Below are 22,709 nucleotides of genomic sequence, written 5' to 3'. Positions count from 1 at the left end.
GTCATAACTTTACTTATTTTTGGTTGAGGATCAAGAAATTATCATCGCTCGCCGCTGTTGCCGTGCTTTTGCTCTTATCCCATGCGAGCCCCCCGAGCACTGGAAGAAAATAGCTGGCAAGCGCACAGGAAGTGCGTTTGAGTGACTACGCGACATGGATGTCGCGTCGGAACGACGGCTATTTTCTGAAGCGCGCAGGAAACAGGGACGAACCGGGTCGACTTTCTTTTCATGAATGCCATCCTTGGCATTCACCCTGCGGGCAGCTTCGCTGTGCAAAATTGCTCCTGCAATTTTGTGGTTACTTTTTCAGCGAAGCACGACTGCATGGATGCAGGAGTTAGAGCAATGCAGGAGCAATTGCCGAAAGAAAAGTAACTCGCCAGCAGGCGAAATAAAGTGTGAAGAACCAACTGCAGTTAGAGTTAAAACACTAACAAACTACTTTACAAATACCGCCACCGTAAATTTAGGAACGACGAACCCTTTTGAATTAGCGCGACTGGTTTTTACTAATACATCCGCACCTTTAGCCTGCACAGGATGCAACTTAAATTGCTTAGCACCAGCATAAGCAAAAGTTTGCGGGGTCGTGCCGTTATTAAAGACCACCATAATTTCTTTTATGTTAGGATCAATCACCAAATCACTATTATCAATTTTCATCACCACCAAACCTGCTTGATGATTTGCTCCCGCATTAGGGAAACTCACGCGTTTGATAATCTCATCCGCCGTGCGCAATCTAAACAACGGTGAACTGCTACGGATTTTAATAAAATCCAAAAACATGGCATTGCTTAGGGATATATGCGCAGAAGTTACATGATCTCGGCCTTCCGATTTTTGCAAAACATCGGAAATAATCGGCCAGTTATCTTTATCTTTTACTTCTGGTGGCAAGCCGACATCGTAATTATTGGATTGTTTGGAAAAATCTACCGCATTAAACCAATCACCGTAATCGTAACTATCGCGCAAGAAAGATTTCGAACGCAAAAATTCACAACCCATGTGTAAGAAAGGAATACCTTGTGCTAGCAACGGATAAGCTAACGACAGCGCTTGCATACGCACACGATCAGCACTCGAAACACTGTAAGCTATGCGGTATTGGTTGTTGTCCCACAGGGTTTGATTATCGTGTTTGGATACGTAATTAATCGTATCAGCGGGATCTTTTGCGTAACCGGCGGGACTGCCGTTGTAATCCACACCGCTACCCACTACCTCTTTACCGCTCGTATCCTTTAACGGAAATTGCGCCAGGTTACCCGCAAGGCCAACTTGAATTTGGTCAATGTAATTTAAATATTTGGTTTTGTTGTTATCTGCAGCTTGCATGTCATTGGGAACGACAAACAAACCATTGCCGATGCCTTGGTTAACGCGCAAATTTTTTCCGCTATCCATACTTGAACCACCGCGCACAGCGTCGCGCAGTCTATCGGTATAGGTTCCAATTTCAGTTCCGCCCAATTCCATTTGCGTGGATTGCACAAAGCGTTTGTTATTGGCGACCTCACCAAAATTCCAGCCCTCACCGTAGAAATAAGTATTAGGGTCAATCTTACGCACGGCATCGCGCACTTTTAACATAAGATTTTTCGGTTGATGCCCCATTAAATCAAAACGGAAACCGTCAATACGATAATCACGTGCCCACACCGCTAAAGAATCCGTCATTAGCTTTGCCATCATCACATGTTCTGTTGCAGTATTGTCACAACAAGTCGATTGCTCAATAGCACCGGTGACGGGATTTAAACGATGGTAATAATTGGGCACAATTTTATCGAGCACAGATTTCTCATGCAGGCCAGCAGCATAGGTGTGGTTGTACACCACATCCATAATGACTTTAAAACCCATATCATGCAGCTGCCTTACCATCGCGCGAAACTCAACAACACGCGCAGCACCCTCTGGGTTAATTGCGTAAGACGATTGCGGAACAGTGTAATGAAATGGATCGTAACCCCAATTGTAATTATCTTGCGTACGCAGGGATTCGATAATGGCTTGGGCATCACCAGTACGTGGATTCAAACCCGTTAATAAATCTCGCAATCTTTGTTCAGGATTAAAATTTTTTGTACAAGCAGGATTTTTTGGATTTATGCGGCAAACTTTTTCCAACTTATCATCCAATGAAATCGTTTTTTCCGGATCTGAATTTACTGTGCCGAAATCAAAGGCCGGCATTAAATGGATTACATTTAAACCCGCGGCACGCAGCTCGGTTAAATGCTTTATTCCATCGCTATCTTTTTCCAAAAAAGCCGCATACTTTCCGCGAACATCTGGATTCTTAATACTCTTATCACTTGCGCTAAAATCGCGGATGTGGACTTCGTACAAAATATTATCTTCAGGTGCATCCACACGCGGACGCGCTTGGCTCGACCAAGCTTCAGGTTGGGTTTTGGCATCGTTTAAATCGATTACTTGCGAATAAAAACCATCGGCAGACAAACTATGTGAATAAGGATCACTTACCACCAACACTTCCATTTTTTTGCTCGCAGGGTGATAAACGGTCACTTCAAATTGGTAATAAGCAAACGCCAAGTCTTTACCGCCTTTAGCGACCCAGGTTCCAGTGGAGCGATCTTCTTGCATCGCAAGCACAGCAGGCGTAAGCGGCTTTTTATTTGCGTCGAATAATAAAACCTTCACTTTTTTTGCAGTGGGTGCCCAAACTTTAAATTGCACTGCATCGGCTAAAACACTTGCGCCAAAATCAGTAATCTCATCAGCATCATTTGTACCTGCGGTATAGAGCTCGTCGATGATGCCCGCTGTTTGAACTTCAGAGGCCGCCAACAATAGACCCTGGTCGCTGTACTGATTTAACACTAACTCGTTTTTAAGCAGATCTTTCATAACATCTGCAGATAGATTAATAGTTGCTACAGATAAGTCTTTGAGATGCGGAAATTGGTCACCTTTAAATGTGCCGTTCGGATTTAAACGGATTGGCTTTTTAGATTTATCCGCAAGACCCAGTTCCAGCTCAAATCGCACAGCCGTCGGTTGCTTGAAGAAAACCAGACTATTTTGACTCACCCAATGAGCGCCAGAATTTCTAACCGCGCTTGCCTCAGCTGCTACGGCAAAAATATTGAGAAGAGATAGCGCAAGTATCCAAAAAAGATTTTTCATACTAAGGCTCCAGCTATTTTTATGCGCTCACCTTACCGCTTGAACCACCTCAACTAAACCTGCAATTCAATGAATTCGATTGCAAAGAAATTTGGTCATTAAACACACAACGCCACACTGTTCATCCAATTGAATACAGCTTCGGGAACTCGCAATTCCGGATTTATAAACCGTTGAATTAAAAGACATTAGTTCGTCTTAGAGCGCCTTTGTTAAAGTAATAATCAAGATAAATGGCAATCAAAATTAAGACGCCATAAAGTCCAAAAGACCATATTTATCAACGGATTATTGCGTAGATAACCTGAGGCTAACTCTTGACAAAAGATTACATTGTTGCAAATATAAGAATATAAATATGATATATATGCATATTTACAAATAAAAACAACGTATTTAGACCAGAGAGGAATTACACCAACATGAACTATAAACTCCCAACAACATACATATCTAAAGCAAGCTTGCTGTTTGCATTAAGCATTAGCGGTGTAGCAAGCGCCCAAACTACACCGGCCGCAACGCCAGAGGCGGAAGAAATCGTTATTACCGGTATGCGTGCCGCCCTGGAAAAAGCAATCGAAGTGAAACAAAGCAGCGACAAGGTGATGGAAGCCTTGTCGATGGATGACATCAACGCAACACCTGCAGTAACTATCGCAGAAGCCTTAGTTCGCCTCCCTGGCGTAAACGGTTCACGTGACCGTGGTAACGAAAGCCAGGCAGCCATTCGCGGCCTTGGCCCACGCATGGTATTCGGCACAGTAAACGGCCGCGAAGTTGCAAGCCCGGAGCCAGGTCGTGCCATTCGCTATGAGCAGTATCCTTCTGAATTGGTATCCGCTGCTGAAGTTTATAAAACCCAATCTGCAGATTTGATTGAAGGTGGTATCGCAGGCTCAATCAATTTAAAAACGATTTCCCCACTTTCGTACAACGGCCCTGAAGCAACCATTCGCGCAGGCGTACAACAAAACGAAGCGGGCAAAGATATTCCTGATTACGATCCACTCGGCAACCGTTTCAGTGCGGCGTTGGTTCACAAGTTCAGCGACGAGTTTGCAGTAGCGATTGGCGCATCCAAGCAAAAACAAAAAAATGCCTACGGTTCATTGCAAGGCTGGGGTTTTAGCAGCGGCGATTGGAATCTGGATGGCAAGGGCGCAATTGGTAGCACCCCTTGGGGCGTTGCCGCTGAAGTTAAAAAACTCGAGCAAGATCGCGAAGGCGTAATGGCGGTAATGGAGTGGGCGCCTAGCGATACACTCAATGTTAAATACGATTTCCTTTACACCAGTTTTGCAATGAGTGAAGAGCAAAACCAAACCTGGGGTCAAGACATTGGACTCAACCCAGGCCCGTGGGGCGGTTGGGGCATTGAAGACACCAATAAAGATGGTCGCCCCGATAACTTACTAAGCAATGTTGTGCTTGTTAACAAGCAAGCTGTTGCAGCAACCATTAACGGTTGGGAAGGACAAATTCGTCACGTACTTGCAGGTTACTCACAAGAAAATAGCGGTATTACCCAAGGCTTGAAATTCAGTTACACCGGTATCGACAACTGGAAAATTGATGCAGATATTTCTTCATCAACCGCAAAACGCGAAAACTATTGGAACGCAATTTACCTCGACCAATATGCTGAAACCTGGAGCTACGATTTACGTGGCACGCCTTCAATTTCAGCACCAGCTGGCTCAGCGCTTTTAACGCCAGAAAAAGCCTCATACAACTGGATTTCCAACGTGAACGAAGGTTCAGACCTGGAAGATGATTTGTTAAGTGCGCAGTTTGATTTCAAGCGCGATTTAGACGCAGGTGATTTGCGCAGCCTCACGTTTGGCGTGCGCACAGCTGACCGAGAGAAAGAAGTGATCTGGACTGACTTTGCAATGACCAGAACTGATGCTGCCGATAACGGCACCGCTGTAAAATTCCCGGCGGGCTTCTTAAGCTCATACACCCTGGATGCATTTGACACAATTCCATTTTTAAACGCGCCCTCTTACAAAGAAACAGCACAACTTATTTACGGCGGCGTTAATTACGGTGCTGCCGCTGTCAACGAAGGCCGTTACTGGAAAGTTGAAGAGAAAAACAATGCGGGATACGTGAAGCTGGATTTTGAAGGCGAACTCGCAGGCTTCGAATACGACGCTAATGTTGGTGTACGCCAGGTAAAAATCAGCACCGAAAGTTACGCGTTAAATGGTGCGCATGTTGATAACGATTTCTCCAAAGCATTGCCAAGCGCTGGCTTGAACCTCAGCCTGGATGATCAACAAAAATTGCGTTTTGGTGTTTCGCGCGCAATATCTCGTCCGCCACTTGATGAAATGCGTGCGGGTCAATACATCAGCGCAATCAACACCGGCAGTTCGGGTGGTGCAGGCAACCCATTGTTAAAACCATTTACGTCAGATCAAGTTGACGTTTCTTACGAATGGTATTTCGCACCTGAATCTTTGGCTGCACTCAGCGTTTACTACAAAGATATTGAAAACTACATTGGCAACGCGACTGTTGGAAGCTTCACCGGTCAGCAAGGTACTTTTGATATCTACGGCCCGGTAAATGGCAAAGGTGGCTATGTTCGCGGTGCAGAATTAACTTTCCAAATGCCATTTACTTTCTTACCTGTTGAAGGCTTTGGTATTTACTCCAACTATGCATTTGCTGAATCTAACATTCACGAATTTGCGCCTAGCGATAATCCGCTGCCGATGGCTGGTTTAGCACGCGACACGGCAACTCTTGATTTGTGGTACAGCAACTACGGTGTGGATGCACGTATTGGTTGGAAATATCACTCCGCTTATACCAGTGCGTTCACATGGGATAGCTATGACTTAACGACAATGGACTCGGAATTAAGCTTGGGCTTAAGCCTTGCTTACGATATTAACGAGCATTGGAACGTGCGCTTCCAGGCGTACAACTTAACCAATGAGCCAATGCGTTTATCGCAAAATAATCAACCAGCAAACCTGAAACGTTTTGACGATTACGGTCGTAGCTACTTGTTAGACTTTACCTGGAAGTTGTAATTGTTGTACTGCATGAAGTGATTGATCCCTTGTGCGGCTACTCAGGTAGCCGCAGTTTTTTAAAGGACTCGAAATCTATTTAAAAAAATATTATGCAGGAATCTCCATGAAAAAATATCTCTGCCCTCTTTTAATTACTATGACGAGTGCGTTCTCTGTCATTTGTTTTGCGCAAGAAATAACAAAGCCAGCACCATTTTTTACCGGTGCAGATTTATCTTACGTGAACGAAATGGAAGATTGCGGCGGCACTTATTCTGATCGAGGAAAACAAAAAGATCCTTTTGAAATTTTCGCCAGCTACGGTACCGATATTGTTCGTGTGCGCTTGTGGCACAACGCGACCTGGACGAAATACTCTAATCTTGACGATGTAGCCAAAACCATTAAACGCGCTAAAGCCTTCAATATGCGCGTGTTACTCGACTTCCATTATTCCGATACCTGGACCGACCCACAGCGCCAGGAAATTCCCGATGCATGGAAAGATATTGCCACCACACCGGAACTCGCCAAAGCGCTTTACGATTACACGCAAGACACTTTGCAAAAATTGGAGGCCCAAGGTTTAACGCCTAACATGGTGCAAGTGGGCAACGAAACCAATGTTGAAATCATGCAACCCAAAGATAAAACCACGGGCGAACATTTAAATTGGGAGCGCAATGCGGCTCTGCTTAATAGCGGCATAAAAGCAGTACGCGATTTCAGCCAAAAAAATCAAAAGAAAATTGCCATAGTGTTACACATCGCCCAACCGGAAAATGGTTTGTGGTGGTTTCCGGAAGCAACAAAACACGGCATTACTGATTTTGATGTAATCGGCCTTTCCTACTATCCACAATGGTCTAAATTTAAAGTTACTGCGACTGAAGGCAATCCCGGTGTTGGCGATGCCATTCGCGAATTAACTCAAAAACAAGGCAAACCAGTAATGGTCGTTGAAACAGGCTACCCCTGGACCATGCAAAACTTTGATAAAGCCGACAACGTCATGTGGAAAGATGCCGTATTGCCAGACTACCCGGCAACACCTAATGGCCAACTGGATTATTTGCTCGCACTCAGTAAAAGTATTAAAGCCGGTGGCGGTATAGGTTTAATTTATTGGGAACCGGCGTGGATTTCTACTAAATGCAAAACCCAATGGGGCCAAGGCTCGCATTGGGAAAACGGCGCGTTTTTTGATGCTGGCAGACGCAACACTACCTTGCCTGCGTTTAATTTTTTTAGGGAAGCGAAGAATTAAATAAACCAAATTAAAAGGCAAAAGCTGATCCCCGCTACGCGAGGATGACGACTCCCGCTTAAGTTTAAAAACACAGTACAAATAAATTTCTACCCGTGAGAAATAATTATGAAAACACCATCACCACAATTTTTAAAAATCGGCTTGGTCATAGCGCTTGCCAGTTTAATCAGCGCCTGCAGCCACGAAGAAAAAGCTCCACCACTTGCAAGTGAAACGCTTTTTAACAGCGATTGGCAATTCGCAAAATCTGATACTGCAGCCGACCTCGCAAGCGGTAGCGCTTTGACGGGTTGGGAAAAAGTTCAACTACCCCATACAACTGAGGTTGAATCCTTAGTAGTGACTAATCAATGGCAAGGCGACGCCTGGTATAAGAAAACCATCACCGCCGATGCAAGCTGGAAAAACAAACCTGTTTTTATTCGCTTCGATGCCGCCATGAATGCCGCCGAAGTATTTTTAAACGGCAAAAAAATCGCCAGTCACCTTGGTGGTTATTTACCGCTTACTGTAGATCTAACCACTGAATTAAAGTTTGATACACCCAACGAATTGGTTGTGCATTTGGATAACCGCGATAATCCGATAACAGGCCCAAAACCCTTAAAAGATTTGGACTTTAATACTTACGGCGGCTTGTATCGCAATGTGCATTTGATTGTTAAAAATGATGTGTATATCAGCGATGCTGTCGCTGCAGACAAAGTAGCCGGTGGCGGAATTTTTGTAACTTATCCGGAAGTCACCGAAGGAAAAGCCAGCATTAATGTAAAAACCAATGTCGTTAACAGCAGTGCGGCGGAGAAAACTGTCTACATTAGCCAGCAACTATTTGATGGTGACAAATTAGTCACAGAAGTTAAAAATGAACCCTTAAAAATTGCCACCAAAACCGATGCGAATCTGGAACATCAATTATCGGTAACCACACCTAAGCTTTGGTCGCCACAAAGCCCCAACCTTTATAATTTGGTCACTCAAGTATTTGATGGAAAAAATCTGGTGGAGAAAAAGGAAACTCGCATTGGTATTCGCGAATTTACCTTCACCACAGATCATCAATTATTGATTAACGGTAAAAAAACTTTCTTGCGCGGCGTGAATCGCCATCAGGAATATCCTTACGTTGGCTACGCAACCTCCGATGCAGCGGATTACCGCGACGCAGTGTTAATTAAATCTGCCGGTTTTGATTATGTGCGCCTGTCGCACTACCCACATTCGCCAGCCTTTATGGCAGCGGCGGACGAATTAGGTTTGGTGTTGTTGGATTCTGTATTAGGTTGGCAATATTTTTCTGAAGACGCTGCATTCCAGGCACAAGTTCAACAAACTTGCCGCGATTTAATTCGCCGCGACCGCAACCATGCTTCTGTACTTGCGTGGGAATGTTCATTAAACGAATCTTGGATGACCGAACCCTTTATTGATTCACTCACCAAAATTATTCATGAGGAGTATCCAGGTAAAAATGTTTATTCAGCGGGTTGGCAAGAATATGGTTACGATATTTATTTGCAAGCGCGTCAACACCGTTTGGAACACTACAAAACGCCAACCAAACCTTACAACGTAAGTGAGTATGGCGATTGGGAATACTATGCAATGAATGCTGGCTTGAACCAAACGGCGTGGGCAAATTTACTGCAAGCAGATCGTTCCAGCCGCCAATTATTGGGTGATGGCGAAAAACGTTTATTGCAACAAGCTGCAAACATTCAAGAGGCGCACAACGATAATCTTGCAAGCACTCCTGCCTATTCAGACGGGTACTGGGTAATGTTTGATTATAACCGCGGCTACTCGCCCGATCTGGAATCCTCTGGGGTAATGAGTATTGAGCGCCTGCCAAAATATTCTTATTACTTCTACCAAAGCCAACGCGATATCGATGAGCAATCAAACAAATTTGCCAGCGGCCCTATGGTATTTATCGCAAGCGAATGGAATGAAAAATCAACTCTGGATGTGCGTGTATTCAGCAACGCTGATCAGGTAGAGTTATTTTTAAATGGCGAATCACTAGGCAAACAAAAACCTGACGCCAATAAAAACACTACTAACTTGAAACATCCACCTTTTACTTTCAAAGTTAAAGAATTTAGAGCGGGTGAATTAAAAGCGATTGCTTACGTCGGGGAAAAGGCGGTAATCGAACACAAGGTGACGACTGCAGGCAAAGCAACTCAAGTTAAACTCAGCATTGACGCAAACGGTATGGCTCCGCAAGCAGGTGTCAAAGATGTTGTGTTTGTACGTGCACAATTGCGCGATGCCGCAGGCAATATCACCCACGACAACGGCGTGCCCGTAACTTTCAGCGTAAGTGGTGATGCAAAACTGGTTAGTCCTGCAGAGATCAAATCAATCGACGGTGTTTCCAGCGCATTGATTGAAGTAGGTAGCAATATCGCTGGAGTCAAAATTAAAGCAGAAGCCAAAGAACTCGCTGCGGGTGAAACTTCGCTTTAATCTATACGAATTAAAAAGGGCGACCTGATTTAAAATTCAGGTCGCCCTTTTTATTTAACAACAACATTTTTTAATCAATCAACCGATTCAGCTTTGCGTATTGCAAGAGCATAATCGTTTTGCCATCCATAATCTCGCCGCGCACAATCATTTGCATAGCCTCATCCAGCGGAATTTCCAGCGCCTCTATATCTTCTCCTTCTGCATATTTTCCACCGCCGCTACTGATTTTATCTTCCGCGAAATATTCGCCCACAAAGAAAAATAATTTTTCGGTAACCGAACCTGGGCTCATAAAAGCTTCAAAAACTTTGGTTACATTCTTTACTTTAAAACCTGTCTCCTCTTCCGTCTCCTTGCGAATACAGGTTTCAGGGTCGTCTTTATCCAACAAGCCCGCACAAGTTTCTATCAACATTCCAGAATGATTATTAACGAACGCGGGAAAACGAAATTGACGGGTCAGTATCACGGTTTTTTTCGCTCGGTTATAGAGCAAAATAGTGGCGCCGTTACCGCGATCATAAGTCTCTCGACTCATGGTTTGCCAGCTGCCGTTATTGCGTTTGAATTCAAAAGTGGTTTTGCGCAGTATGTACCAGTCATCAGAAAGCACTTCTACTTTTTGGATTTTGATACGGTCCTGTGTGGATTCTATTGTCATAAAAACTTGTCCTGAAATGTCGGGCGACTAAGCGCATTACAATAGCCACTACTATAACGCGCCCGCCATTTAAAATTGTTTCACAATTGTAAAAGCGCACGATATTTCATAAATTATTCGCGATGCTGGACAGGCAATTCCCTAAACATATCCTTAATACTATGATCTGGAACAGACAAATTCCCTGTCGCAGCTTGCTCATCCAACCCACTCATTTTTGCTTCCCGACTTTTGAGTACCCAATAAGTCGCAAAGGTATAAACAGAACCCATTTCAATAAAAAATATTAAAGATTTCTTCAACGGCAAATAATAAAGCCATGCCCATACCAGGGCGGGCAAAACCAGCATGAGAATGCCCAGTAATTTGTAGATACGTGCGTAGCTCTTGCGCACTTTTTCATCGACGATTAAATGAAGCGTATCGTTCGCACGCCAAATGCACACATAGGCAATGCTGATGAAAAAAATCGCAGCAAAAACACCGTGTGTGGAAAACGGATCAAAGGCCGAAGGTGCGGGCCAGCGCATGGGGAAAAGTGCCAACCCTGTAGCCGCAATGCCAGCAATATTGAGCGCGTAATCTTCCAATCGGGTAAAACCTTTATAAACAAACAATAAAGCAGCTTGCCCACATAAAAGGCCGACCAGAAGATCCCGCATAAGACCGCGGCCGTATTCTTGTTTTACCGGGTCAAAGTAGTGGTAGTACTCGCTAATGGAGCCTGCAAGCGGTAAGCCTGCTCGCACGTAAGCGCCCAGCGCCAATAAAATGGGGAACAAAAAAGCCAACAAAGCGAGGCCGTTTCTTAAGGTGCGATAGGTTCCAGCAGATTGATTGGGGAGTTTTTGGTCTTTCATTATTGTCCTGTTTAATAATTTATAGGTCCGTAGAAAGGCAAACTATAGCAGCAGTCGCTTTTGGGGCTGCAAATTTCAATTCATTCCCCAGACAACTTTTCATTTATTCCCATTATTAAATCCGCTCCGCTCGCCAGCGACTTCATATACCGCAAAAGCATAACCCCCAAACTTTTTGGCCTTTGGAAAGGCGATGCCAGGCTGTTAACCTGCGCGCCCTGCTGAAAAATCAGCAGATAATGATTAAAACCAAACAATTAGGCTTTATTTTTATGGATTTTCAGTATCCCTACGCGCTTGCAGGTTTGTTCGTTGGTTTCGTGGTTGGTTTGACCGGTGTGGGCGGTGGCTCCTTGATGACCCCGATTTTGCTCTACTTTGGTGTCAGCCCTGCCAATGCGGTAGGCACAGATTTGCTTTATGCGGCCATCACCAAATCTGGCGGCATTCATGTACACAACAAAAAACGTAATATCGACTGGCACATCACCTTAATGCTGGCATTGGGAAGCGTACCGGCAGCTTTGTTAACCTTATGGGCACTTCATTCCAGTGGTTTGGATACTGCAACCATTAACAAGGTGATTAAGAAGTCCCTGGGCTGGGCAATGCTGTTTACTGCCCTGGCGATTTTGTTCAAACAAAAAATCATGGATTACAGCCACCGCAACGACGTGTGGATTACCCGCATGAGCCGCAAACAACAAGACATTGCAACGGTTATTGTAGGTTTAATCATGGGCGTAATTGTAACGCTCACGTCAATTGGCGCCGGTGCGTTAGGTACGGTTGCATTATTCCTGCTCTACCCACTCTTGCCTGTGGTGCGCTTGGTAGGAACTGAAATCGCACACGCCGTGCCGCTCACATTGGTTGCCGGTATTGGCCATGCGAGTTTTGGTAACGTTGATTGGAGCTTGCTGGTGAACTTATTGATTGGTTCATTACCCGGCATTTATTTAGGTAGCCATTTAGCGCACCGCGCTGCAGAAAAGTATTTACGCCCGGCATTGGCGATGATGATGCTTTATGCGGGAAGCAAACTAGCGCTTTAGGTCCGACTTACCTTTATGAAGAGGGCGAACTGACAAAGAGTTCGCCTTTTTTACGCCCCAAACCACGCATTCTTCCTTTATTTATCCCCTTCCCCCCGCCTCGCAAAACACATTTTTTATTGATTGCAATCAGCAACATCCGCATATTATAGTATTATAATCTCGCCTTCAGCTTATGTCGCATTAGTAGACTTATAACTATATAGGTGGCGACAACCCTTACAGAAACGGCTGACTTATTAAAATTAATAAAACAATCACTCCAATTTAATCAAGTACAGCGCGTCTGCTTGTCATAGGTTTTCTCTTCGATGCTCAAGTTTTATCGAAATGCATCCATCTTAATTTTAGCCTTGATAATGTTTACGGGCGCATTGATCTATGGCGGGTTAGTTAAATCGCGACTGGATGTCTCACTATTTCCTGCGCGAGACAAAAGCTTTATATGGACCTCCTCAACCGCACCAAAAGAACCACGGGGGCTGACAAAACTTAGCCTGAAGGACGAGGTAGGAACAGTTGAATACGAGTTCATGTTGGATCCCTCTCAGCAGTTTCCTTACGTGCATTATTCGTTCAATTTCACCGATCCAGTTCAACCCTACAGACTGGTCGACCTCAGCAAATACCGCAATATTTCTTTCAAGATTGTTTGTGATCCAAAAAACGTATTGATTTTCACGCTATTCAGTTTTGACGATAAGGTCACTGATCTTAATAACCCAGTCACGCGTCGCGTATCTTCCAAAGCCTTCGTTTGTAGTAACGATTGGGCCACAGTCAACATCGCTTTCGATGAAATATTTACCCCGGACTGGTGGCTAGGACAATATCACCTCCAATTGGGCGATACCGGTTATCACCAGGATAAAGTCATGGGCTTCGCCTGGACAAATTCGCTCTACACCCCGTCCAACACCAAGATTCATGTGAAAATAGCGGACGTGAGACTGCAAGGCCGAGACACCGGGCACCTTTACGTGATAGGCGCGCTTGTAGCCCTTATTTGGGTATTAAGCTTCGTGTGGTTATTTCGCAGATATACCACGGTTTTGGTTGAAGACTTAAAAGAAAAGTTGCGACAAGACCAACCCCTCATCGCTTATAAAAAGCTTTCAATCGAACCGCAAAAAGATAAGGAGAAAGTTGCAGTATTGACTTTTATTGCCACTGAATACGTCAACCCTGACTTAAGTATTGAAATGGTGACTAATAGCCTGGGAATTAACAGAGCGAAAATCAACGACATTCTAAAAGAAGAACTAGGCCTGACCTTTAGCGGCTATCTCAATAAGTTGCGGCTCACTGAGGCGGCTCGCCTGCTGTCAGAGAGTAAAGAAGCAAACGTTTCCGAGATTGCTTACGCCGTGGGTTATAACAACGTTAGTTACTTTAATAAGCTTTTTAAAGCGACCTACAACTGCGCACCCAAGACTTTCAAAGACTTCAGCCTTTCAGAAAAGGCTTAAATTTCACCCCTCCTTTTTACCTGATCTGCAACCTTTCTTACCTGAACATCTACAAGCTTTTACCTGACCCAAAACCTTTGGGACATCAATCTAATACCCCCAAATCCCTACTGCTACGAAAACTGCCAGGAATGCTGTGAGCTTAGGCTCGTACGAAAGGCAATATTTACCCAATTTCATTGGTAAAAAAAATGCAAAAATCCTTTAACTTTTAAAAATTAAAAGAAAACCCAGCAAAAGTTAAAGCTTCACAGCTCTCCCTTCTATATTTTAGCCACGTCTCGAGCGCACTAGTATACAAGTCGACCGAAGATCAAAAATCTAATAAAAATCAGTCTGGAAGGATGCTGAAAAGGCACGGTTTCATTAGCTCTCGGCCTGCGAACCGCAAACTTGTCGTGAGCTCAACAAGCTGTCCTGTCATAAACAGCTTCAGCCAGACCCGTTTTTTATTAATTGATAATTAATAATAAAGTGGAGTTTCAAATGAACAAAAGCAAAGTACACAACCGGATGTTTCACTTAAGCGTGCTGAGCTTAAGTGTTATTGCAGCTATGACCCAAGCGGCGGAATCAACCCCGGAAACCGAAGAAATCGTAATCACCGGCTATAAAGGCAGCTTACAAAGTGCCACCAATGCTAAACGTGAATCTACCGCGCTGGTTGAATCGGTATTCGCGGAAGATATAGGTAAGTTTGCCGACTCAAACATCGCAGAAGCCATTAACCGCATGCCTGGCGTGCAGATTAACCGCGACCCTTTTGGTGAGGGTGTTAACGTTTCTGTGCGTGGTTTAGGTACAAGCTTTACCAAAGTGTTGCTCAACGGCTCGCAAATCGCAGTAGCAACTTCGGGCACCATTGATACCCAAAACCAAAACCGTGAAGTGGATTTGAACCTCTTCCCCACCGAATTGTTTACCCGTTTTGATATCCAGAAAACCCCAACTGCCAGCATGCTTGAAGGTGGTATTTCGGGCATTGTAAACATTCGTGCGGCGCGTCCATTTGACTATAAAGAAGATGGATTCCGTGCAAACCTAAGTGCCCAAGATGTATACACTGAGTTGCAATCCACCCACAGCCCAAAAATCTCTGCCAGTACCAGCTGGCGTAACGATGAATTTGGTGTGTTGCTCGGCTTTTCTCACGTCGACAAAAAACTAGCGGCAAATGGTTATGAAACCATTGGTTACAGCAACCTCAACACCTCACACAAAATTTGCGGTACCACCCCAGGGGCGAGCCAAACCCTGGCAACAACCGGTGGCTGTAACCCATCTGGCAGTAACAACTGGCTATTAGCCGGCCTGGACCAAACCGCAACCAGCCCCAACTTTGGTAACGGCAAGGTACCGGTAAACTCAGGCGCTGGATTGGTTGATGGCACCATCATCGACCAGGCATTTTTATTAGCGAAAAACCCGGGTTTAAATATCACTCAAATCTCCGAAGCACTTATGCCACGCCTCGGTCGTCAGGCCTATATGAGTGGTACCGACGGTCGTACCACCGGCCTGGCGTCATTTGAATATCGTCCAAACGATCAAACCAAATTCTATTTGGATGTAATGTCTACCAACGTTAAAAAGGATGTAGAGCGTTTGGCCATGACCATGGTTGGCCGCAACGGCTCCATGATTCCCCTGAACATGACCTTGGACGAGCACAACGTTGTGCAATCAGGCACTTTTGCCAACGTGCAGTTCTTCCAGGAAGCACGGCCATACAAGGAAAGCGCGCAGTTTTATAACATCAACCCCGGTGCGCATTTTGAATTTGGCGATGCTCACACCCTTGATATCCAAGCAAACAGCAGCCGCAGTGATTGGTTCCGTGAAGCGCCTACCGTTATGGTTGCAACCCAACTCAACAAAGGTATTTACGTTAACTATACCAACGGTGAAGTACCCACATTTGACGTGAAAGATGCCAACGGAAAAGTTGACTTCAACAACCCTGAATTAGGTTGGGGTTGGAACGGTGGTCGTCTGAATATTTCTAACGAGAAACGTCACACCGAAACCGACGGCGCACATGCCGATTACCGCTTTGGTGACGATGATAACAACATCAAGTTCGGCTTGGCCTACGATAAAGCTTCTCGCAAAATTGCCGGCTCTGACAACAGTGGCCGCTGGGAAGATGTTGTCTGCCGCGATGGCTTGGACGCAAGCGGCAACAGCCCTGCTACTGGCCGTAAAGCTTGTAACGGTTTGAACCCCAACTCACGTGTACCGCTTAGCCAATTAAGTTCATATCTCGCCAAAGGCCCAGGTTTTATCACCGTGCAGTTTGATAAATTCAAAGAGGCGACAAACTATTTCAACCTGCGCGATTCAGCACCCGAAGGTGGTGGCTCATCAACCGGCGCATCTACCGCGTTAATGGAAGAAACCACACAGGGCGCTTATTTGGAATTCAATACCATGACTGAAGTTGTCGGCCATGAGATGCATTTCAATGTAGGTGGCCGTTACATAGATACGGATCAAACAATCTCTGGCCCAGTAACCATTGCAGCCCAACCGGCAACGGCAACCACGCCAGCTATTCCTGAAAAACGTTTCTATGTTGCAGCGCCTGTGAACTATAACTTCCTGTTGCCATCGTTCAACGCCACTTTTAAAGCGACGGATGACATTGTTTTGCGCTTTGCAGCATCACGCACCATGACCCGCCCTAACCCAAGTGCGATGCTTCCGGGCACCAACTTCAGTGATCCTTCTGCTCAAAACGCAAGCTATGGTAACCCGGGGTTGTCTCCATACCTCTCCACCAACATCGACTTTGGCGGTGAGTGGTATACCGGTGATGAAGGTTATGTGGGCGCTACCTTCTTTGGTAAGCAAATGACCGGCTTCACCGTGAGCAATACCTTCAACGTTCCGTTTAGCCAACTGTTAGTGGGTATAGGTAGTACAGAAACTATTCCATTCAACAGTATTGGTGAAAGCCGACAAGCTGCAATTAATGCGCGTGGCGGACCAGACGTTGCACCGATTTTGGTAAGCCAGCAAGTAAATGCTCCTGGCAACCTTGAGATTGAAGGTGCTGAATTGACCTGGGTACAACCCTTGGACTTTTTGTTTAATGGCTTCGGCTTCAACGCTAACTACACCCACATTTATCAACGTGGTGAAGGTGCTGGCGCCCCTGCAAAAGCAATTGGCGTTTCACCGGAAACCTATAACTTCACCGCTTACTGGGAAGACTTTGGTGCATCTGTTCGTTTGACCTATGTATGGAACGACAAACAAACTTCATCGGGTCCTAACCAAAATGGTGTACTCGGTGCAGAACTCATGACAGATGCTCGCGGGCAGTTAGATCTTTCTACCAGCTACGAGTTTGCAGATGTTATGGGTAAACCAAAAGTGAGCTTCAGTGTTTCTAACATTACTAATGAACCACTGCGTATGACATTCGCATATGACAGCGCAACTTATAGCTCATTCAAAACCGGTTACATCGCAACACTCGGTGTTAACGCATCGTTCTAAAATCGTTTCGCCAATTAACTTCTCCCTGATTTTTTCAGGGAGAAGTTTTTCTAACCGATTACATTCAAAATAGTTTTTTATTTCCCCGCATTAAAAAAATTATCTGCAATACATATCCGTTCAAAAAATATTCAATTCACTGCAAAAAATCGCAAGAATTCTTTAACTTTCGATTTGTATAAAAAAACTCATAAAAAAATTAAAACCCTATTTGAGTGACTTCTATATTTTGCCTCCCATCGATTTGCTAACTCCCCCCTGTTTTCAGGGGTAGCATTCACTCCCTTCGCGGGGAGTGCCTTCCCCCTGCTTGCAGGGGTTTTTTATATCTGGAAAGTAATATTTTCCTGGTGAAAATAAATCGCCATAAAAAAAGCCGCATATAAAATGCGGCTTTTTTTATTATTGAAAAACTATTTTTACTTACAACTTATTTGAATGTTTTATTTAAAAACACTATCGCATCATCAAGCGCCGTTGTCGCCAGGTCTTTAAAGCAACCGTGGTTGTAATCGTTACAACCGCTATCGAGGAAACCGTGACCTTTGCCTTCGTAAATTTTAAATTCCACCGGCTGGTTTGCTTGCTTCAACAAATCCACAAAACGGGTCGCCACTTCAGGAGTGGTTAAACCATCTTTGCTACCTACATAAATAAATTGCGGCGGAAGTTTGCGCTCTGTATTTTTTGGTACTGAGTAAATGGGCGAAACCGCTTTATAAAACTCAGGGTGGTTCTCGGCATTAATATCGCCACCAAAGATTCCACGCGGCTTGGCTTTTGCCCACTCCCAAAATTTATTGTTTGGCGCTTCAAAGCCACTCTTGCCTGTCGCATACATATCGTAGGCTGCGTAACTCAATACACCAGCTTGCACTCGCGCGCCGTCTTGCTTCGCAACTTGCTCTGCTGTTTTATTAGCCGGTAAATAGCTAGGCTTGAAGCCGAGCGTGTCACCCGCAAAGCCGTCTGATTCGAGCTTGTGGCCAGCCAATATCACCATGGCTGCCAACTGCCCGCCTGCACTATCACCTGTCACCGCAATTTTATTTGGGTTGCCGCCGTACTGCTTGATGTTATCTTTTACCCAAAGTACAGCACCGAGTGCGTCTTCAACCATTTCATTGAGCGTGGTTGTATTGTTGTTGTCACCTAATAAACGATAGTTCACGTTTACCACCACCAAATCAGCATTGGTCGCCATGTATTTAGACATATCAGTCATGATGGATTTTGAATTGAGCAACCATCCACCACCGTGATAAACAATCAACACCGGCAGGTTCTTTTTCTTAATATCCGGCACATAAATATCCGCTGTTAATGTAAAGCCTTTAGCTTGTGCCCATTGGATATCTTTATGCTCAAGGATGGCATGCTCTGCTTTAGCCAGCTGGCAAAAGCTTAAACAAAGGATGAGCAAAAAATAGCTGATTTTTGTATGTAGCTTATTCATAGGTAAGACCTGCGTTTGGTGATGAGATAATTTTTTGAATTATGCGGAGAGCTACAGATATAAGTGCCGACATAGGTGTGATGTGACTGCCGGTCTAGAAATAAAACGCATGGTATTTTATACAAATACAGCGCGTTCAGGTGAAAACCAATTTCACATACTACTTAATCCAGCCTCACCTCAACAGTGGACACAATCAACTGAAACCAGAGTAATTCACCGACTATTTTAAAATTTAAAGTTTTTTTGCGTTTTTTTCACTTAGCAAATTCACCAAATAGCGCAGAATGCTCCAGATTTTTTCTAATTCACTCTAACAAGCTCAAATCACCATTGATTATAAAACGCCCAACACATTCCTATTTAGTGAGAGACAAAAATGCGAAGGATAATAAAACTATGCCCATGGCTGCTTTTGTTGGCCGTATCTGCAAACGCACAAAATGCCAGCACAACCTGGACCGCAGATAATGGCAATGGCACCTACACTAACCCGCTTTTTTATGACGAGTTTTCCGACCCGGATATTCTTCGCGTAGGCGATGATTATTATTTAACGGGCACCACCATGCACAGCATGCCCGGCTTGCCGATCATGCACTCACGGGATTTGGTTAATTGGAAGTTACTTGGTTATGTGTTGGATACGTTGGATCTTGGCCCCGAGTTTCGTCTTGAGGATGGCAAAGCCATTTACGGCCAGGGAATTTGGGCACCCAGTTTTCGTTACCACAATGGCACCTACTACATCATTAGCAATGTTAATAAAAAGGGAACTCAGCTTTACACCGCAACTAATCCTGCTGGGCCGTGGACTCACAAACAAATCAAAGCAAATCTTTACGATGCTTCATTGCTGTTTGACGATGATGGAAAAATTTATGCCGTTACTGGTTACAGGTCCATCAAACTCATGCAACTTACCGATGACTTGAATGATGTAGTGCCAGGAACAGAGCGTGAAATTATTGCCAAAGAAGCTGGCATGGGTGAAGGCTTACACATTTATAAAATTAAAGGTATGTATTACATACTAAGCGCATGGTACGACGGTGAAATGCGTATGCCTGCAGCAAGAGCCAAAAATATTTACGGCCCTTATGAAGTAAATTTAGCCGTAAGCCGCGACGAAGACTTTGGTTTGCATCAAGGTTATCGCGTACCTAATCCCTCAAGCCCTATGTCAGCAATTACTCCACCAAATTACAAACCCAACGGTCGTATGTCATTACACCAGGGCGGCATAGTAGAAACCGGCACGGGAGAATGGTGGGGCTTTACCATGATGGATCACAACTCAGTTGGGCGCACCACATCGCTATCACCCATTACCTGGAAAGATGGCTGGCCTTATTTTGGCTTGCCGAAAAACTTAACCAGAACTCCACGCACCTGGGTAAAACCCAATACAGGTTTTGTTGATCCAGTTACTGTGCCCTACAAAAGAAGTGACGATTTTTCCAGCCAGACATTGAATCCTATTTGGCAATGGAGCCATGCTCCCGATAACAGCAAGTGGACATTAAAAGAGCGCCCCGGATTTTTGCGTTTGTATTCCTTGCCATCAAATGATTTTTGGCAGGCGAAAAATAGTCTAACGCAACGCTCAATTGGACCGCGCTCAACACCTACAGTGGTTATTGAAACTTCTGGATTAAAAGCAGGTGATGTTGCTGGCCTAAATATTTTCGGCAAACCCTACGCATGGCTTGGCATTGAAAAAAGCGAAAAAGGTTCCGCAATTGCCTATTACGATTTTACTACTAATACCACCGAGCGAATTCCTACTACCGCATCGCGTTTTTGGTTGCGCGCCGAGTGTGACTACATAACCGAAAAAACGCATTTCAGTTATTCGCTTGACGGTAAAAAATTCGAACCAATCGGCAAAGAATTTACCATGGTCTTCAATTTGGCCACCTTCCAAGGAATGCGCTATGCCTTGTTTAATTACAACACCCAAGGCAAACCGGGCGGTTATGCAGATTTCGACAGCATTGATATCTACGAACCCAATCCAAAAGGTTTAATGCGCCCTATTCCGTTCCAACAAACTATTAAATTGAAATCACATGAGCGCGATGTATTCTTGAACTTTAGTGACAAGAATATTTTTAAGGTTGAAGACCAAGGCTTGGGCCGCGTAGCACTGCGTGCCGGCAAAAAATATGTCTCAGTTAAAAACGAAAACAAGGTTGTGTTAAGTGCAGGCCGCATTACACCCAACCAAACCTTCCAATGGATGGAAACGCTTCAAGGCGAATTAATTCTCATGTCGCTAAACACGCAGAAATTTTTACGCATAGACCCAGCAACCGGAAAAGTCCTCGCTGACAGCCCCGGACCGCTTTCCGACAATTCTGACGGTGTCCGTTTTGATTGGAATACTGAAAAGGAATAAATGAGGTTTGTTACAAAGATGGAGGCTGATGATAATTGGCCTCCATCTTTTCCGCTAACGGCCAAAAGCGGACATCCGCTCAACTTATCTAGCCTCGTTTACCGCACATTAGTTTTCTCTTGGAATCACATTGATCTTTTTATGGTTTTCCTCGTCATTCACTACCACTTGTTCTAAGTTCCAGGTGCCCGCATGCTTATTAGCGTATACATAAACAACAGCAGAGGCTTTAGGACCGGAAATGTTGTATTCAAGTGAGGCCTGACCATTCGGACCCTGCGTACTAATACTGCCGAGTATGAAATATCCAGGTTCAATTGGCTTGCCTACCATTTCTATAACTTGCTGATTTTCACGAATAATGGAGAGTGATTGATCGTAAGCCTCCCCTTTCAGCGCGGAGGAGACGGACAGAAAAAGTAATGGGAAAAATACTCCGATTATTCCCAGGCTGGCTAATAACCATTTTCTTTGAACAGATTTAAAATGATTTACGTCTTTCCATTTTTTATTTTGCCAAGCCCACTCGTTCCCCTTCGCACCAAGGATAAATATCATTATAAAATTGACAAAGGGAATAAACATTAAGAATGCGATATAGGTATTGTTACCAATACCCCAAATCCAATTTAGGAAAAAGGCACCCCAGTTCCACCCCTTGATTTCTGGAGGAATTTTTGACTCCTTTCCAAGCCCGGAAACATATTCTTTGTGACTTTCCATTTTCTCTCCAAAGTTAAAGGGGCTAATGCCCAGATAAATTTTCAAACGGCTTTCTGTAGAAGACTTTGATACAAAATTTAGATTCCGGCCAAAAGCAGACGTTCTTGATAACTCAATAACTGTCGTTATGTTGTGGCTATAACTACCAAACTTAGGAAGTTTTTGGGCCAATATTTACCTAATTACAAAACGTTAAACTAAAGTGTTTTGCAGTCACTAGCCGAAGAAATACTTTCACAAACTCCGTCAGCACAAAAACCATGCTCTTTCCAAAGACAGATCTTTGTATTTGATTCGGATTTCCTAATAGTGGCAAACTTTACTTCACCAGCCTTAGAGACACAAAAGAAGCGACTTGAATTATTGCTTAACCTTAGCTCTCCAACAGAATTTGGTTTTGAGCATAAAAAAAGACTATATTCCTCAGTTCCAAGATTAGTATTTAGTACAACTGAATTAATTTGAGATGCTGAAAATGTAGATGTTACCCAACGATCTTTATGTAGAGCACAATTAGCTAGAAAAGCTAAAGTAATGAGAACAAATGTTTTTTTCATTTTCATGCTGGTCTTACCTAAAAACGTGGAGACTATAGCTATGCAACCAAGACCTTCAGCCAACCATCGGCCATAAGCGGA

General features: G+C 44.3%; 13 protein-coding genes. 7 read left to right on the top strand and 6 right to left on the bottom strand.

The window, feature by feature from the left end; genetic code table 11:
* Positions 1-441: 441 nt before the first annotated feature.
* Positions 442-3,165, bottom strand: coding sequence for a pullulanase-type alpha-1,6-glucosidase (gene pulA / locus IE104_RS12250; RefSeq protein ID WP_189418959.1), 2,724 nt, complete (start codon positions 3,163-3,165; stop codon positions 442-444).
* Positions 3,166-3,587: 422 nt separating this feature from the next.
* Here pulA and IE104_RS12245 point away from each other — a divergent pair, with 422 nt between their 5' ends.
* The 3 genes from IE104_RS12245 (at position 3,588) to IE104_RS12235 (ending at position 9,939) form a co-directional block, all read left to right on the top strand.
* Positions 3,588-6,215 (top strand): TonB-dependent receptor, encoded by a 2,628-nt coding sequence (locus IE104_RS12245; protein WP_189418957.1) that lies wholly within the window; start codon positions 3,588-3,590, stop codon positions 6,213-6,215.
* Between the two features lie 106 nt (positions 6,216-6,321).
* Entirely contained in the window at positions 6,322-7,464 is a 1,143-nt protein-coding gene (locus tag IE104_RS12240) for a glycoside hydrolase family 53 protein (protein ID WP_229837885.1), read from the top strand.
* 108 nt (positions 7,465-7,572) lie between these two features.
* Positions 7,573-9,939: a glycoside hydrolase family 2 protein gene (locus IE104_RS12235; protein WP_189418955.1), complete on the top strand. Its 2,367-nt coding sequence runs from the start codon at positions 7,573-7,575 to the stop codon at positions 9,937-9,939.
* A 70-nt stretch (positions 9,940-10,009) separates the two neighbouring features.
* Here the strand turns inward: IE104_RS12235 and nudK are convergent, their stop codons facing one another.
* Both nudK and IE104_RS12225 read right to left on the bottom strand, forming a co-directional pair.
* The gene (gene nudK, locus IE104_RS12230) at positions 10,010-10,603 is read right to left on the bottom strand and encodes a GDP-mannose pyrophosphatase NudK (RefSeq protein WP_189418953.1); all 594 of its coding nucleotides are present in this window, start codon (positions 10,601-10,603) and stop codon (positions 10,010-10,012) included.
* Positions 10,604-10,716: 113 nt separating this feature from the next.
* Positions 10,717-11,463, bottom strand: coding sequence for a hypothetical protein (locus tag IE104_RS12225; protein ID WP_189418951.1), 747 nt, complete (start codon positions 11,461-11,463; stop codon positions 10,717-10,719).
* Positions 11,464-11,702: 239 nt separating this feature from the next.
* On the opposite strand from IE104_RS12225, the gene IE104_RS12220 reads away from it, so the two are divergent.
* From IE104_RS12220 to IE104_RS12210, 3 genes are all read left to right on the top strand, one after another.
* On the top strand, positions 11,703-12,518 hold the full coding sequence (locus IE104_RS12220; RefSeq protein ID WP_229837883.1) for a sulfite exporter TauE/SafE family protein: 816 nt from the start codon (positions 11,703-11,705) through the stop codon (positions 12,516-12,518).
* Between the two features lie 311 nt (positions 12,519-12,829).
* On the top strand, positions 12,830-13,987 hold the full coding sequence (locus IE104_RS12215; RefSeq protein WP_189418949.1) for a helix-turn-helix domain-containing protein: 1,158 nt from the start codon (positions 12,830-12,832) through the stop codon (positions 13,985-13,987).
* Between the two features lie 486 nt (positions 13,988-14,473).
* Positions 14,474-17,491, top strand: coding sequence for a TonB-dependent receptor (locus IE104_RS12210; protein WP_189418947.1), 3,018 nt, complete (start codon positions 14,474-14,476; stop codon positions 17,489-17,491).
* Between the two features lie 430 nt (positions 17,492-17,921).
* Here IE104_RS12210 and IE104_RS12205 read toward each other — a convergent pair whose 3' ends face one another.
* Positions 17,922-18,947, bottom strand: a complete 1,026-nt coding sequence (locus IE104_RS12205) for an alpha/beta hydrolase (protein WP_189418945.1) — start codon at positions 18,945-18,947, stop codon at positions 17,922-17,924.
* A gap of 379 nt (positions 18,948-19,326) precedes the next feature.
* Here IE104_RS12205 and IE104_RS12200 point away from each other — a divergent pair, with 379 nt between their 5' ends.
* A complete protein-coding gene (locus tag IE104_RS12200) occupies positions 19,327-21,348 on the top strand; it encodes a glycoside hydrolase family 43 protein (RefSeq protein ID WP_189418943.1) in 2,022 nt (673 codons plus the stop codon).
* A 108-nt stretch (positions 21,349-21,456) separates the two neighbouring features.
* Here the strand turns inward: IE104_RS12200 and IE104_RS12195 are convergent, their stop codons facing one another.
* Positions 21,457-22,242, bottom strand: coding sequence for a cytochrome c oxidase assembly factor Coa1 family protein (locus IE104_RS12195; protein WP_229837881.1), 786 nt, complete (start codon positions 22,240-22,242; stop codon positions 21,457-21,459).
* A gap of 26 nt (positions 22,243-22,268) precedes the next feature.
* The gene (locus IE104_RS12190) at positions 22,269-22,634 is read right to left on the bottom strand and encodes a hypothetical protein (protein WP_189418941.1); all 366 of its coding nucleotides are present in this window, start codon (positions 22,632-22,634) and stop codon (positions 22,269-22,271) included.
* Between the last annotated feature and the right edge of the window lie 75 nt (positions 22,635-22,709).

The organism is Cellvibrio zantedeschiae (assembly GCF_014652535.1).
GTDB lineage: Bacteria > Pseudomonadota > Gammaproteobacteria > Pseudomonadales > Cellvibrionaceae > Cellvibrio > Cellvibrio zantedeschiae.
Note: the sequence above shows the minus strand (reverse complement) of the source record. Positions and strands in the feature narration are given on the sequence as shown.

Bases quoted from the DNA above. Each gene is read 5' to 3' on its own strand.
- IE104_RS12190 (WP_189418941.1), bottom strand. From the start codon at position 22,634: ATGAAAATGAAAAAAACATTTGTTCTCATTACTTTAGCTTTTCTAGCT.
- IE104_RS12200 (WP_189418943.1), top strand. From the start codon at position 19,327: ATGCGAAGGATAATAAAACTATGCCCATGGCTGCTTTTGTTGGCCGTA.
- IE104_RS12245 (WP_189418957.1), top strand. From the start codon at position 3,588: ATGAACTATAAACTCCCAACAACATACATATCTAAAGCAAGCTTGCTG.
- IE104_RS12215 (WP_189418949.1), top strand. From the start codon at position 12,830: ATGCTCAAGTTTTATCGAAATGCATCCATCTTAATTTTAGCCTTGATA.
- IE104_RS12225 (WP_189418951.1), bottom strand. From the start codon at position 11,463: ATGAAAGACCAAAAACTCCCCAATCAATCTGCTGGAACCTATCGCACC.
- IE104_RS12220 (WP_229837883.1), top strand. From the start codon at position 11,703: ATGATTAAAACCAAACAATTAGGCTTTATTTTTATGGATTTTCAGTAT.
- IE104_RS12240 (WP_229837885.1), top strand. From the start codon at position 6,322: ATGAAAAAATATCTCTGCCCTCTTTTAATTACTATGACGAGTGCGTTC.
- nudK (WP_189418953.1), bottom strand. From the start codon at position 10,603: ATGACAATAGAATCCACACAGGACCGTATCAAAATCCAAAAAGTAGAA.
- pulA (WP_189418959.1), bottom strand. From the start codon at position 3,165: ATGAAAAATCTTTTTTGGATACTTGCGCTATCTCTTCTCAATATTTTT.
- IE104_RS12210 (WP_189418947.1), top strand. From the start codon at position 14,474: ATGAACAAAAGCAAAGTACACAACCGGATGTTTCACTTAAGCGTGCTG.
- IE104_RS12235 (WP_189418955.1), top strand. From the start codon at position 7,573: ATGAAAACACCATCACCACAATTTTTAAAAATCGGCTTGGTCATAGCG.
- IE104_RS12205 (WP_189418945.1), bottom strand. From the start codon at position 18,947: ATGAATAAGCTACATACAAAAATCAGCTATTTTTTGCTCATCCTTTGT.